General features: G+C 51.9%; 14 protein-coding genes. 13 read left to right on the top strand and 1 reads right to left on the bottom strand.

The window, feature by feature from the left end; all coding sequences use genetic code 11:
- Nucleotides 1–288 precede the first annotated feature (288 nt).
- From rpmH to Q8W22_RS01955, 7 genes are all read left to right on the top strand, one after another.
- The gene (rpmH, locus tag Q8W22_RS01925) at nt 289–423 is read left to right on the top strand and encodes a 50S ribosomal protein L34 (RefSeq protein WP_303431238.1); all 135 of its coding nucleotides are present in this window, start codon (nt 289–291) and stop codon (nt 421–423) included.
- Between the two features lie 32 nt (nt 424–455).
- A complete protein-coding gene (gene rnpA / locus Q8W22_RS01930; protein ID WP_303431237.1) occupies nt 456–848 on the top strand; it encodes a ribonuclease P protein component in 393 nt (130 codons plus the stop codon).
- Entirely contained in the window at nt 808–1,104 is a 297-nt protein-coding gene (gene yidD, locus Q8W22_RS01935; RefSeq protein WP_303431236.1) for a membrane protein insertion efficiency factor YidD, read from the top strand. The genes rnpA and yidD overlap by 41 nt, the downstream gene beginning before the upstream one ends.
- A 2-nt stretch (nt 1,105–1,106) precedes the next feature.
- Nucleotides 1,107–2,756, top strand: a complete 1,650-nt coding sequence (gene yidC, locus Q8W22_RS01940; protein ID WP_303431235.1) for a membrane protein insertase YidC — start codon at nt 1,107–1,109, stop codon at nt 2,754–2,756.
- Between the two features lie 93 nt (nt 2,757–2,849).
- Complete coding sequence (mnmE, locus tag Q8W22_RS01945; RefSeq protein ID WP_305451454.1) at nt 2,850–4,244, top strand: tRNA uridine-5-carboxymethylaminomethyl(34) synthesis GTPase MnmE; 1,395 nt, start codon at nt 2,850–2,852, stop codon at nt 4,242–4,244.
- A gap of 90 nt (nt 4,245–4,334) precedes the next feature.
- Nucleotides 4,335–5,351 (top strand): AAA family ATPase, encoded by a 1,017-nt coding sequence (locus tag Q8W22_RS01950; protein ID WP_305451455.1) that lies wholly within the window; start codon nt 4,335–4,337, stop codon nt 5,349–5,351.
- Nucleotides 5,348–5,851: a hypothetical protein gene (locus tag Q8W22_RS01955; protein ID WP_305451456.1), complete on the top strand. Its 504-nt coding sequence runs from the start codon at nt 5,348–5,350 to the stop codon at nt 5,849–5,851. Before Q8W22_RS01950 ends, Q8W22_RS01955 begins: the two co-directional genes overlap by 4 nt.
- A gap of 80 nt (nt 5,852–5,931) precedes the next feature.
- Here the strand turns inward: Q8W22_RS01955 and Q8W22_RS01960 are convergent, their stop codons facing one another.
- Entirely contained in the window at nt 5,932–6,480 is a 549-nt protein-coding gene (locus Q8W22_RS01960; protein WP_303431233.1) for a TetR/AcrR family transcriptional regulator, read from the bottom strand.
- Nucleotides 6,481–7,093: 613 nt separating this feature from the next.
- On the opposite strand from Q8W22_RS01960, the gene Q8W22_RS01965 reads away from it, so the two are divergent.
- The 6 genes from Q8W22_RS01965 to Q8W22_RS01990 all read left to right on the top strand — a co-directional run bounded on the left by Q8W22_RS01965 (nt 7,094) and on the right by Q8W22_RS01990 (nt 13,288).
- On the top strand, nt 7,094–7,696 hold the full coding sequence (locus Q8W22_RS01965) for a hypothetical protein (RefSeq protein ID WP_303431232.1): 603 nt from the start codon (nt 7,094–7,096) through the stop codon (nt 7,694–7,696).
- 507 nt (nt 7,697–8,203) lie between these two features.
- Entirely contained in the window at nt 8,204–10,105 is a 1,902-nt protein-coding gene (mnmG, locus tag Q8W22_RS01970; protein WP_303431231.1) for a tRNA uridine-5-carboxymethylaminomethyl(34) synthesis enzyme MnmG, read from the top strand.
- A gap of 129 nt (nt 10,106–10,234) precedes the next feature.
- Entirely contained in the window at nt 10,235–10,915 is a 681-nt protein-coding gene (gene rsmG / locus Q8W22_RS01975) for a 16S rRNA (guanine(527)-N(7))-methyltransferase RsmG (RefSeq protein ID WP_370693299.1), read from the top strand.
- A 21-nt stretch (nt 10,916–10,936) separates the two neighbouring features.
- Nucleotides 10,937–11,707: a ParA family protein gene (locus tag Q8W22_RS01980; protein WP_303431230.1), complete on the top strand. Its 771-nt coding sequence runs from the start codon at nt 10,937–10,939 to the stop codon at nt 11,705–11,707.
- 38 nt (nt 11,708–11,745) lie between these two features.
- Nucleotides 11,746–12,651, top strand: coding sequence for a ParB/RepB/Spo0J family partition protein (locus Q8W22_RS01985; protein WP_305451457.1), 906 nt, complete (start codon nt 11,746–11,748; stop codon nt 12,649–12,651).
- A 268-nt stretch (nt 12,652–12,919) separates the two neighbouring features.
- The gene (locus Q8W22_RS01990) at nt 12,920–13,288 is read left to right on the top strand and encodes a F0F1 ATP synthase subunit I (protein WP_303431227.1); all 369 of its coding nucleotides are present in this window, start codon (nt 12,920–12,922) and stop codon (nt 13,286–13,288) included.
- Nucleotides 13,289–13,309 lie beyond the last annotated feature (21 nt).

The following is a 13,309-nucleotide window of genomic DNA, read 5'->3' on the forward strand; positions in this document are numbered from 1 at the left end:
TCACTGGAACAAGGCCTGGTTATTAACTCTATAAATTCATTGGAATCAAAAGCTTAGACCGGTTATCCACAGAAAAACCGTGATGTAATAATAATAACTTCATCAGTCCTTCATCTCTTTTCAAACACTAATTCATACAAAATAATAATATTGGGACTGTGGGGAATTCTGCTGACCGATTCGGTCATCAGAATTGGTCAGGAAACAGTCATTGCCATTTATCCGGCTTTCTCATACAATTGCCGCCCTTTAAAAACTGACCCCTAAACATTAACCGGGTATCCGAATATGAAACGTACATTTCAACCAAGCGTCCTGAAGCGCAAGCGCAACCACGGCTTCCGTGCACGTATGGCTACCAAAAGCGGTCGTCAAATCCTGACTCGCCGTCGTGCCAAAGGCCGTCAGAATCTGAGCGCCTGATCGGGCAGATAGCTCCCGACCGCAGTTTACTGATGATCGATTTGACCTTTGGCCGTGATGCACGATTGCTGAAACCAGCTGAGTTCAAACGAGTTTTTGATGATACTGAACGGCGCGGGAGTACTCCCCAATTGCTGGTCCTTGCTTCTGGCAACCAACAACAGCGTCCGCGTCTGGGGTTTGTGTTAGCCAAGAAGCAAATTCGACATGCTGTCGATCGAAATCGTGTCAAACGGTTGATTCGGGAATCATTCCGTCATCACCAGCCCGAACTGGGTTCATACGATTATGTCGTATTGGCGAGGTCAGGAATTACCGAACTGGACAACCGTCAGATACGTGAGATGATTGACTCCCTCTGGTTCCGATTAAAGCGACCAAACCATGGCAAGTCCGGCAACAATCAAAAAAGACGGCGACGTTAGTTTTGCAGCTCGAATACTGCTGTTGCTGATTGCCGGCTATCGCTACGCCATCAGTCCGTTATTGCCCTCCCGCTGTCGTTTTTACCCTACCTGCTCGTCTTATGCTGCTGAAGCGGTAACACGATACGGTGCCTTGCGTGGCGGTTATCTCGCCATCCGTCGTTTGGTCAGATGCCACCCCTGGGGGGATCACGGCGTTGATCTGGTACCTGATTTACCCAAACATTCTTCCAACTGTTGTCAACGGAAACCCTGAACATGGATATCCGCCGTACGGTTATATACCTTGGCCTGGCCATTTCGAGCTATTTTATCTTCATTACCTGGAACGACGATTACGGGCAAAAAACCCGTATCGATGCGCCGATCCAGGCAGAAACACCGGCAATCCCGGATGTACCCAGCGTTGCTGATGTAACAGCCGATGCGGAACATCCGCAGCTGGAAGCACCTCAGATCAGCTCCACAGGGAGTGCCCCGACACCATCCGGTGAACTGATCCGCATCAAGACCGATGTGTTGCAAGTAACCATCAACCCTCGCGGCGGTGAAGTGACGGAAGTGTTGCTACCGGAGTTTCCGGCGTCTATCGAAACCAAGGACATCCCGTTTGTATTGCTGGAAAACAACCAGCGTCGTACCTACGTGGCACAAAGCGGCCTGATTGGTCGTGATGGCATCGATACCAATGGTGGCGCGCTCTTCAGTGCAGCAAAGAATGACTACACGCTGACCGAAGGTGACGATGAACTGGTGGTTGTGCTGTCAACCGAGACAGACAAGGGTATGGTCGAAAAAGTATTTACCTTTCACCGGGGAAATTACCTGATCGACATGCAATACCGGATTCACAACAACTCATCCGAGCCATGGGAAGGGGTGTTTTACGCCCAGCTGAAACGGGATGCCTCTCCGGATCCTTCTGCTGGTAGCGGTATGGGCATGCAGGCCTATCTGGGTGCTGCCTTGACGACGAAAGAGAATCGCTACGAAAAAATCACCTTCGATGACCTTGAAGACGAAGTATACAAAAACCCGCAAGAAGGCGGCTGGGCTGCGATGTTGCAGCATTATTTCCTCTCTGCCTGGGTACCGTCACAAGATGCGACCCACACCTACAATGGTCGCTTCGTCAAGGGTAACTACATCTTCGGTTTTTATGATCAGGCCATGGTGGTCGCACCGGGTACTGTCGGTGAAACCGGTGCCAGTCTCTATGTTGGACCCAAGGATCAGGACTCGCTGGAACAGATTGCACCGCACCTGGAACTGACCGTCGATTACGGCTGGTTGTGGTGGATTGCCCAACCGTTGTTCTTCTTGCTGACCTTTTTCCACAGTATTGTTGGCAATTGGGGTGTGGCGATCATCCTGCTGACCCTGTGTGTGAAAATCCTGTTTTTCTACCCGTCTGCAGTGAGCTATCGCTCCATGGCCAACATGCGCAAGGTTGGCCCGAAAATGCAGCAGATCAAGGAACAGTACGGCGACAACCGTGAAAAACTGGGCCAGGAAATGATGGCGCTGTACAAAAAAGAGAAGATCAATCCGCTTGGTGGCTGCTTGCCAATGCTGATCCAGATGCCGGTATTTATCTCTCTGTACTGGGTACTGATGGAATCGGTTGAGCTGCGTCAGGCACCGTTTGCACTCTGGATTACCGACATGTCGGTGATGGACCCTTACTTCATTCTGCCGCTGTTGATGGGTGCTTCGATGTTTGTACAGATGCGCCTTAACCCGACCCCTCCAGATCCAATGCAGGCGCGGGTGATGCAGTTTATGCCAGTGATGATGACTGTATTCTTCCTCTGGTTCCCGGCTGGTCTGGTACTGTACTGGGTGGTAAACAACCTGCTGTCGATTGCTCAGCAGTACGTGATCACCAAGCAGATAGAAAACAGCTGAAGCTGGTTTTCAGCGATCACGGGAGCCATTGGCTCCCGTTTTTGTATCTGCAAGACGACCTGCAACGATCCCCTTTCTCTCTGTGAGGCTGTCATGAGTAACACCATTCATCAGGACACTATTGCCGCCATTGCCACTGCTCCCGGCCGTGGAGGCGTTGGCATTGTGCGAGTTTCCGGCGCGGCAGCGCAAACCATTGCAGAGCGGGTGATTGGTTATCAGCCCCGGCCCCGGCATGCCCATTATGGTGCGCTGAAAGCTGCCTCCGGAGACGTTCTGGATGAAGGGATTACCCTCTTTTTCCCCGGCCCCCACTCGTTTACTGGCGAAGATGTGGTGGAATTCCAGGGTCATGGCGGCCCGGTGGTGCTGGATTTGTTGCTGAATGAACTGGTGTCACAGGGCTGTCGTCTGGCCCGTCCGGGGGAGTTTTCCGAACGGGCTTTTCTGAACGACAAGCTGGACCTGGCCCAGGCAGAAGCCATTGCCGACCTGATTGATTCCGCCTCCGAACAAGCGGCCCGTTGTGCCCTGCGTTCATTGCAAGGAGAGTTTTCTCGCCGCATACAACAGTTGCTCGATCAGCTGATCGAACTGCGTATCTACGTGGAAGCGGCGATGGACTTTCCAGAAGAAGAAATCGACTTTCTCTCTGACGGCAAGGTCGCCGCCAAACTGGCCACGGTTATGGCCGCGCTGGAACAGGTACTGGCCGAAGCAACCCGAGGCTCCATTCTGCGCGAAGGCATGACCGTCGTGATTGCCGGACGTCCCAATGCTGGCAAGTCCTCACTGCTTAACGCCCTGGCGGGTCATGAGCGAGCGATCGTGACCGACATTGCCGGTACCACCCGCGACGTTCTGAAGGAACATATCCAGATTGATGGTATGCCTCTGCACGTAGTGGATACCGCAGGGCTGCGGGATGCCCCTGACGAAGTGGAACGTATCGGCATCCAGCGGGCCTGGGACGAAATTCGCCAGGCCGACCGTATCCTGCTGATGATGGACGCCACAAGCGACCAGCACAGCCCGGAACAACTGCTGCACGCACTCTATGACGAACAGGGTCTGGCCACCGAAACCGACGCCCTGATTCGCAGCGGTCGACTGACCGTGATTCGCAACAAGATCGACCTTGCCAACGAAACTGCAGGTCTGGACAACCAGGGCCCCTTTCCGGTGTTACGGATTTCAGCCCGTCAGCAACTGGGTATCGACGCTTTGCGCCAGCATCTGAAACAGGTGATGGGGTTTGATGCCGGTGGCGAAGGCGGGTTCTTGGCTCGACGCCGCCATCTGGACGCCCTTGAACGCGCCCGTATCGCACTGCAACAGGGGCAACAACAGCTATCCGGGCTTGCAGCAGGGGAACTCCTCGCCGAAGACCTGCGCGACGCTCAGAAAGCGCTGGGGGAGATTACCGGTGAATTCAGTGCCGATGACTTGCTGGGCAAGATTTTTGGATCTTTTTGTATCGGCAAGTGATGGTGCGAGTCTTGTTCTGGTCAAAAACAGGAGCCAACGTCATTGACTCCGGTAATATAATGCATACAGAGATTAATCGGGATAAATCACATGATTACCAGTTTTTCTATCGCTAATAGCGGCCCTATCGTTAAGGCGCAAGGCCAGAGGCTGGGTCAGTTGAATCTGATTATCGGTGAAAACAGCTGTGGTAAAACCTGGCTGCTCAAAAGCCTGTATTGTGTCATGCGTACTCAGGAAGAATTCGGGCGGGGGCAAGATAATCGGGAATTTCATGATGTGCTGAGTGACAAACTCTACTGGACGTTCCAGAGTCAGCCGTTGGGTGACATGGTCAGACGGGGTAAAAGCAATCGTCTTCGGGTTGCCGTCACTATGGACGATCATTCGGTGCTCGATTTCAGTTTCGGGCAGGATACGAGCAAGCAGGTAAAGCCCGATATTAATACACTCCCGGAGCGGACGGACAATTCTGTGTTTCTGCCGCCAAAGGAGGTGCTGTCATTATGGAATGTTATCCTCCGGAGCGCGTTGCAGAATCGAGAATTTGGTTATGATTCAACGTATTCAGACTTGGTACTTGCGCTACAAAACCAGCCTCAGCGCGGCCGTAATTACGACGGTTTTTCAAAGTCACGTAAGCAGCTGGAACAAATGTATCAGGGTAAAGTGACCTTTGAAAACAATGAATGGCTTTATAAGCAGGGTAACTCCAGATACTCCATTCACAGCACAGCTGAAGGCATCAAAAAAATAGCCGTCCTGGATACTCTGTTAGGCAATCGTTTTTTGACGCCGGGATCCGTCGTTTTTGTTGATGAACCCGAGTCAGCGCTACATCCAACAGCCATTGTGCAACTGATCGATATTTTGGCGTTACTGGCCGCGCAGGGCATGCAAATATTTATGGCGACTCATTCTTACTATGTTGTCAAAAAACTGTTGTTGATTGCGAAACAGCAACAGTTGCCGATACCGTGCTTTCTTTCTGATAACAAGGGCGCCTGGCAGCAGAGTTGTTTACTGGCGGATGGATTGCCTGATACAGAGATCATCAATGAATCAGTGCGTTTATTTGATCAAGAGTTCGAGGGCATCGGTGGATGATCATCGAAGAGTCAGGGCTTCGCTTTGGTCCGTTTAATCCTGAGCAAATATTTCATATTGAAAAATCTTCCTTCGTAAGCTCTCGATTATCTACAAACGGCATCAAAATTTGCGAGTTTGTTTATCTGTCAGAGTTAGGTGATTTGATGCTGGTGGAAGCCAAGAGTTCTGTGCCTGACCCTGGCAAGTCGAAGTCAACGTATGAAGATTTTTTTTGGAATATTTTTGAGAAGCTGGATAATTCATTTCAGATCTTGCTGGCTGGATATGTGACTCGTGACATGCCGCTGAATGCGGAAATTTCCGCGCCATTGCTCGCGGTTGATTGGCAGGAGGCTGCAATTCGTTTTTATTTGGTGATTCCGGAGGTGCCAGATCAGTACCTGCCACCAATGACCGATAAATTAAACCGATTGTTCAAGCGCCATCACAGTATCTGGCGTATGGAAATAAAGGTGATTAACGCCCGTATTGCGCAGAGTATTGGTTTGTTAGTCTGATTCGCTGACGTTGGTGGGCATATTATGCGAATTCCAGAGCTTTAAAAGTAAGCAGTTGCTTACTTTTAAAGCCTTGTCTATCAAAGGCTGGTCAATGTCCCGAGCCATTCGCGGACGGACTCCAGATGAGGGGTGTCTGGCCGGACACGATCGGCAACCATTGCACCTTGCAAGGAAGATACAACGACCCGTGCCAGCGCTTCGCGAGAGACCGGCAAGAAGCGGGCGGAGCTGAGGCAGTCAAGTACCCACTCGTACAAGGCATCATAAAAAGCCTGGATTGCTGTCAGACTGTCTTCGGTCAGTTCGTTCATACCGGCGCTGTAAGCCTGGGCAAGGCACTGGCCATTGCTGCTGAAGTGATCCATGTACAAGTCGCACAGATGTTGCAGTCGCTGCCGCGGGCTACTGATGCCGTCGGTACGCTGTTGCAGTTCCGTAAAAAAAGCCTGTTGGTAGTCGGTAGCCAATTCCAGTAACAGTGCGTCCCGGCTTTTGAAGTGATAATGCACGGAGCTGGATTTGATCCCTGCTACCTTGCCCATTTCTCGAAAACTGGCTGCAGCCAGGTTGTTTTTGCAGATCTGATCAGTCGCAATGGATTTGAGATGATCTCTGGTATCGCTCACGGCACGTTCTCCCTGTATGTCTCTTGGATAAATTCTATCGGGTGTTAGGAATCAATAGAATGGCCTGGATCAGAAATATGCCGGTTTTTTGAGCAATGGTGCCTAAAAAACGGTATTGATGGCCTCTTTTGTGCCCTGGGCAACCCTCTGAGCCGGTTGTGTTCCCGAGCTTGCCGGTAGCCTGGCAACGGTTAGATGCTGCAGTCATGGCGGTTGCTTATATGACCCCTTCAGATATAGGGGGGTGGATGTCCGGCATTCTTGAGAAGACCAGTGATTAGCCGGTGATAAAGGACATATTTGGCAAAAGTTCACATTTTTGGCATTAAATGTGACGCAAAACACTATCTTTGTTGACATTTTTATGAATATTTGATGAAAAGGCTAGCTGCAGGACAGTTTTCCTGATGGAAGTTGCTGTTCCTTGTGATAACTAACCGCTTATCTACCAGGGATCGCCATGCGCGTTTTCACGATAACAACAATAATAACGACTGCATTGAGTTGCTCCGGATGTGTTTCTGGAAGTAATAATCAGGCCTATGAATCTTCTTATAATCGTGCCATCGCGCTGAATGGTTTTTGGGACGGTCAGTTTGATCAAAGCGGCGCTGTGCGGCTCTTGATATACGAAGGCAATATCTACGGTTTTGATGACAGCCGTGGTTTTACCGGTACAGCTGAGTACGACACATCCGAGCGCAGTGTCTCCATGAGTCTGGAATCCCGCTGGATCACTGGTAACGATGAAGCGCAGGGCGAGATGATGTCCAGTGGTACAGCCAGTAATGTTGGTGTGGATGCCTTGCTGATTGATGAGAGCGATGGCACCGGCCTGATTGTGGGCACTTATGCAACCGGCCTGAATGCAGGTGCCATAACACTGAAAGCCGACGGCAGCTGGAAGAACTCTTCTTCTTTGTGGAATACCCTGGGTGTTTGGCAAGCAGGTACGACCAGCCTCTATATAACCGAGGTGGATGGCAGGGCCAAGTTTGTTGGTCAGGGTGCAGACAGCTGCAGCTTTGATGGCGAACTCTTTTTGCTGAATACCGACTATCCCCTGCTGAAAGCACATATTTACAGCCGCTCTGGCTGCAATTTCTTTACCGTATCAACCCCGGTAGATGGCTACGCAGCCATTACCTCTGAGGGAATGCTGGAATTCTATTTCACTTCTGACAGTGAATTGCTGCGTCTGGAATACAGCCGCTAGGTCCCGTTTTTCCCTTGGTCGTTATTTCTTGTTGTTGGCGGTTGTTGTGATCGCCACTCCTTTCTTTCTGGCTGATTAATGTCAGCCTGCCTTGTGTTGTATCTCATTGACCGTGGGCGGCGAGCGGCTGCCTGTTTGGTTGACACCCTGTGGGTAGTATCGTTTTGAGAGTTTGAGGTTTTCAGCTTGTGGATAATCCTGTTAGAAAATGTGGTAAAGCCATGGTGTAAGGGGTGGTTATCCCTGGATAACTGTTATCCGGTTTTTGCCTTATTTTAGCTTTTTAGCGTTTATAAGATTCTTATAAACAGCCTAGTATATTGATTTTAAAAGATAAATTTATGTTTCGAGGTGGCTGTGGATAACATTGTAAACAGCCCGATTCGGGGTGTTTAAGGTTGTGGATAGTTGTTCTGGTTATATATTGTACAGGCTCTATCTGGGGGCTGAGGGAGTTGCTATAATCCGCGCCCGTTTTTGTAATTCCTGTGATTTGGTGAGGTGGCTGTGGAATACCCCGTTCGATATGACGTGATTGTGGTAGGTGGTGGTCATGCTGGTACAGAGGCTGCGTTGGCGTCGGCCCGTACCGGTAGCAAGACCCTGCTGCTGACCCATAGCACGGACACCGTCGGAGTGATGTCCTGCAATCCAGCCATTGGCGGTATTGGCAAAAGTCATCTGGTGAAAGAAATTGATGCACTGGATGGCGCCATGGCACGGGCAACCGATCGCGGCGGTATTCAATTTCGCACCCTGAACGGCCGCAAAGGGCCAGCGGTACGGGCTACCCGTGCCCAGGCTGATCGGGCTCTGTATCGTTCAGCTGTTCGCCATATTGTTGAAAACCAGCCCAATCTGGATATTTTCCAGGCTTCTTGTGATGATTTGATACTGGATGGTGATGGGGTTGGCAGCACCGTTTGCGGCGTGGTGACACACACCAATATGAAGATTTATGCCACGTCCGTGGTGTTGACGACGGGTACCTTCCTCGGTGGCCTGATTCATATCGGTATGGAAAACCACAGCGGTGGCCGTGCGGGTGATCCGCCTTCTACTGCTTTGTCTCGACGGTTGCGGGAAATGCCTTTTGCTGTCGGGCGGCTAAAAACCGGCACCCCGGCGCGTATTGACCGCCGCAGTGTGGATTTTTCCGTGATGCAGGAACAACCGGGGGATACGCCGTTGCCGGTGATGTCCTTTATGGGGTCGCTGTCTGAGCATCCGGAGCAGGTCAGTTGTTACATTACCCATACCAATGAACGGACCCACGATATTATTCGTGCCAACCTTGATCGATCACCCATGTACGCCGGTGTGATCGAAGGGATAGGCCCACGTTATTGCCCATCGATTGAAGACAAGATCACCCGCTTTGCAGACAAAAGCAGCCATCAGGTCTTTGTTGAGCCAGAAGGGTTAAACAGCAATGAGCTGTACCCGAATGGTATTTCCACCAGTTTGCCGTTTGATGTTCAGCTGGATCTGATTCATTCCATCCCTGGTTTTGAGCAGGCCCATGTGACGCGCCCGGGTTATGCCATCGAATACGATTATTTTGATCCGCAGCAACTGAAACACAGCCTCGAGACCCGCTGTATCAACAATCTGTTTTTTGCCGGTCAGATCAATGGCACCACAGGTTACGAAGAAGCCGGTGCCCAGGGCTTGCTGGCAGGCTTGAATGCCGCGCTGCGGGCGTTGGAAAAAGACGTCTGGGTACCACGTCGTGATCAGTCCTATATGGGCGTGCTGGTGGATGATCTGATCACCATGGGCACCAAAGAGCCGTACCGGATGTTCACCAGCCGGGCGGAGTATCGCCTGATACTGCGAGAAGACAACGCAGATCTGCGTCTGACAGAGATTGGTCGTGACCTTGGTATTGTTGGTGATCAGCGCTGGGCAGCCTTTTGCGAAAAACGAGAGCAGATTGAGCGCGAAGCACAGCGTTTGAAAACCACCTGGATACAGCCCGGCTCCACCGAAGCGGCAACCTTGGCCGGACTGGGTGAAACAGCGATTACGCATGAATACAATCTGCACGAATTGCTCAAGCGCCCTGCCCTGACCTATTCGATGATTGCCCGACTCAAGGGCGAGCCATCCAGTGAAGATCCGCGCGTGGCAGAGCAAGTGGAAATCCAGGCCAAGTACGACGGCTATATTGCCCGTCAGCTGGAAGATATCGAGCAACTGCGGCGTTATGAAAATACGCTGCTGCCAGATGACCTCAATTACGATGCCATCGGTGGCTTGTCCAATGAAGTGAAACAGAAACTGTTTGAACTCAAGCCGGAAACCCTGGGTGCTGCTTCACGGCTTTCCGGGGTGACACCAGCGGCGATCAGCCAGATCATGATTCACCTGAAAAAACGCAATATGGCGCACCGCATGGAGGCCTGACACTGGCCTTTAATAACAACAAGTACCGGAGTCTTGCCGTGCATTCGGTCTTTTGACGTCGCTGGCTCCGATTCGCGGATGACTTTGTGCTAGTATCCGCGCCCCTGGCAGGATTCAAGGCATTTATATATGAGTATGGCAACTTCTCTCCCAACTGGACTGCGCCCCCGCTTGGTGCGTGGTGCTGCCCAGATGAATGTCGAACTGAGTGATCAGCACAGCGATCTGTTGATGAGCTATCTGGAACTGCTGCACAAATGGAACAAGGCGTATAACCTCACCGCCATTCGTGAGCCGTCGGCCATGGTTGACCTGCACTTGCTCGACAGTCTTGCTGTGCAGCCACATCTTGGCGATGCAACACATATTCTGGATGTGGGTACCGGCCCTGGTCTGCCAGGCATGGTGCTGGCGATACTGAATCCGCAACGGCACTTTACCTTGCTCGATAGCAACGGCAAAAAGACGCGCTTTATGTTCCAGGCTCGTACCAGTCTAGGGCTGGAAAATGTCACTATCGTGAATGACCGGGTTGAGGCATATCATCCCGAGGTGCCATTCGATATGATTGCCAGTCGAGCATTTGCCTCGCTGTCTGATATGGTGATCTGGTGCCGTCATTTACTGGCACCGCAAGGTTGCTATCTGGCCATGAAAGGCCAGTACCCCCAGGAAGAGCTTGAAGCTCTGCCTGCCGATGTGACGTTGGCATCTGCTGCCATTATTGAAGTGCCAGGTGTCGAAGGTCAGCGTCATCTGCTGCGATTGGTCGCTGCGCCGGGCGACGACCATGTACCGACTGATCAATAATATCCCTGTAGAGCGAAGACAATGATTCTGGCGATTACCAATCAGAAAGGTGGCGTAGGCAAGACGACGACGGCAGTGAACCTGGCTGCCTCACTGGCGGCAACCAAACGCCGGGTGTTACTGATTGATCTTGACCCCCAGGGTAATGCCACCACCGGTAGCGGTATTGACAAATACGCACTGGAAACCTCGTTGTACGAAGTGCTGGTGCAACGCTGCACGGTAGAAGAAGCCATCGTGCCCGCCGGTGAGGCTGGCTATGACCTGATTCCTTCCAATGGCGACCTGACCGCAGCGGAAGTTGAGTTGATCAATGTTATCGGTCGGGAGCAGCGGCTGCGCAAGGCATTGGCCAGTGTGCAAGCAAATTACGATTATATCCTGATCGATTGCCCGCCCTCACTCAGCATGTTGACCGTTAACGCAATGGTTGCGTCGGATGCGGTACTGATCCCGATGCAGTGTGAATACTATGCCCTTGAAGGGCTGAGTGCGCTGATGGAGACCGTCGACTCGATCAAGGATGCCTACAATCCACAACTGTATATCGAAGGCTTGCTGCGTACCATGTACGACCCACGCAACAGCCTGACCGAAGATGTCTCCTCGCAACTGATCAGCCACTTCGGTGACCGGGTTTACGATACCGTCATCCCCCGTAATGTACGTCTGGCGGAAGCACCCAGCTACGGCATTCCGGCATTGTTGTACGACCGTAATTCCCGTGGTGCCATGGCCTACCTGGCCCTGGCCGGAGAAATGAATCGCCGTCACCGGGTGGTAACGGCCTGAATAGAGATGTTCAAAACGGACATGATCGGAATCAAGGTATGATAAAACGTAAACGTGGCCTGGGGCGTGGCCTTGATGCGCTGTTGGCGGCGTCGCATGCCGGTCAGGATGACAATACCCCTGAGTCGGTAACAGCCGGCCCGGTGCAGGACACAGCCGATAAAGACCTCAGTTATTTGCCGCTGGATGTGATTCAGCCAGGCCAGTATCAGCCGCGTCGGGATATTCAGCCAGAGGCTCTGGAAGAACTGGCCGACTCGATTCGGGCACAAGGACTGATGCAGCCAATCATGGTGCGTTTGTTAACGGGCTCGGAAGATCGTTATGAAATCATCGCCGGAGAACGTCGCTGGCGTGCCAGTCGTATGGCCGGGCTGGCGCAAATTCCGGCGCTGGTGCGGAATGTGCCGGATGACGCAGCCATTGCCATGGCGCTGATCGAAAACATTCAGCGGGAAGACCTCAACCCGATGGAAGAAGCCATTGCGCTACACCGGTTGCAGCAGGAATTTGAACTGACACAGCAAGAAGTTGCCCGGGCCGTTGGAAAAAACCGTACCACCGTGGCCAATTTGCTGCGGCTGATGAACCTGAACGCCGATGTAAAAATCCTGTTGGAAAACGGCGACCTGGAAATGGGCCACGCCAGAGCCTTGCTGGGACTGAGTGATCAGGCGCAGAGCCAGGCAGCCGACCAGGTGGTCGCCAAAGGCCTGACGGTACGACAAACCGAAGCGTTGGTGCGTGCCCATGAGCAAAAACAATCAGCCAGTGCCGCAGTTCCCGCACCTGCAGATCCCGATGTCGAACGCTTGGAGCGGCTGCTGGGAGAGCGCCTCGGTGCCAGTGTGTCCATTCGCCATAATGCCAAAGGGAAAGGAAAACTGGTGATCAACTACACCAGCCTGGATGAGCTGGATGGCATTTTGAGCCATTTGCAGTAAGCCTGTCACATCTGAAGGAAATGATTTCTGCTGCGAAAGGACAATAACAACGCGATCAAATGACCAGACAAAGCCGTGCAAGCAAGGGGTTTTGCTTGACATATGGCCCGAATTGATACGTATCAATAGTGCATAGACCATCCAAAGCACTACGACCAATTTATTACAGATAGATCCGGTAATTGGTTGAAGGCCGGATACCTTGCCCATATAATCACCGCGCTTTCGCACTGGCCAAAGCAGAAATTCAACGACTAGTGAGATCAGGTTGTCTACTGTACCGCGTCCACCTGTGCATCGGATCGTCATCTTACAACTGATCCTGACGCTGATTTCTGCCTTGATTGCCTGGTTACATAGTGATGTAGCCGCCGTGTCGGCGTTATTGGGCGGGTTAGCCTGTGCCCTGCCTAACGCTTACTTTGTCTGGCGCGCATTCCGCTATACCGGGGCCAGATCGGCCAGCAGGATTGTACAATCGCTCTACCAGGGAGAATCCTGGAAGTTTTTGCTGACAGCGCTGTGTTTTATCGTCATCTTCCAGCGGGTTGAGCATCTGAATGCATTGGCACTGTTTGCAGGATTCATGACAGTGCAGTTGGGGCACCTCGCTTCAGCACATGTCGCCAATTTATAAACTATGGACTGAGAGTGAACG

The sequence above is a fragment of the Oceanobacter sp. 1_MG-2023 genome (genome assembly GCF_030689025.1).
Lineage (GTDB): Bacteria > Pseudomonadota > Gammaproteobacteria > Pseudomonadales > Oceanobacteraceae > Oceanobacter.

Coding starts and splice junctions, on each gene's coding strand:
- rpmH (WP_303431238.1), top strand. CDS start 289: ATGAAACGTACATTTCAACCAAGCGTCCTGAAGCGCAAGCGCAACCAC.
- Q8W22_RS01980 (WP_303431230.1), top strand. CDS start 10,937: ATGATTCTGGCGATTACCAATCAGAAAGGTGGCGTAGGCAAGACGACG.
- Q8W22_RS01985 (WP_305451457.1), top strand. CDS start 11,746: ATGATAAAACGTAAACGTGGCCTGGGGCGTGGCCTTGATGCGCTGTTG.
- mnmE (WP_305451454.1), top strand. CDS start 2,850: ATGAGTAACACCATTCATCAGGACACTATTGCCGCCATTGCCACTGCT.
- yidD (WP_303431236.1), top strand. CDS start 808: ATGGCAAGTCCGGCAACAATCAAAAAAGACGGCGACGTTAGTTTTGCA.
- yidC (WP_303431235.1), top strand. CDS start 1,107: ATGGATATCCGCCGTACGGTTATATACCTTGGCCTGGCCATTTCGAGC.
- Q8W22_RS01950 (WP_305451455.1), top strand. CDS start 4,335: ATGATTACCAGTTTTTCTATCGCTAATAGCGGCCCTATCGTTAAGGCG.
- rnpA (WP_303431237.1), top strand. CDS start 456: ATGATCGATTTGACCTTTGGCCGTGATGCACGATTGCTGAAACCAGCT.
- Q8W22_RS01955 (WP_305451456.1), top strand. CDS start 5,348: ATGATCATCGAAGAGTCAGGGCTTCGCTTTGGTCCGTTTAATCCTGAG.
- rsmG (WP_370693299.1), top strand. CDS start 10,235: ATGAGTATGGCAACTTCTCTCCCAACTGGACTGCGCCCCCGCTTGGTG.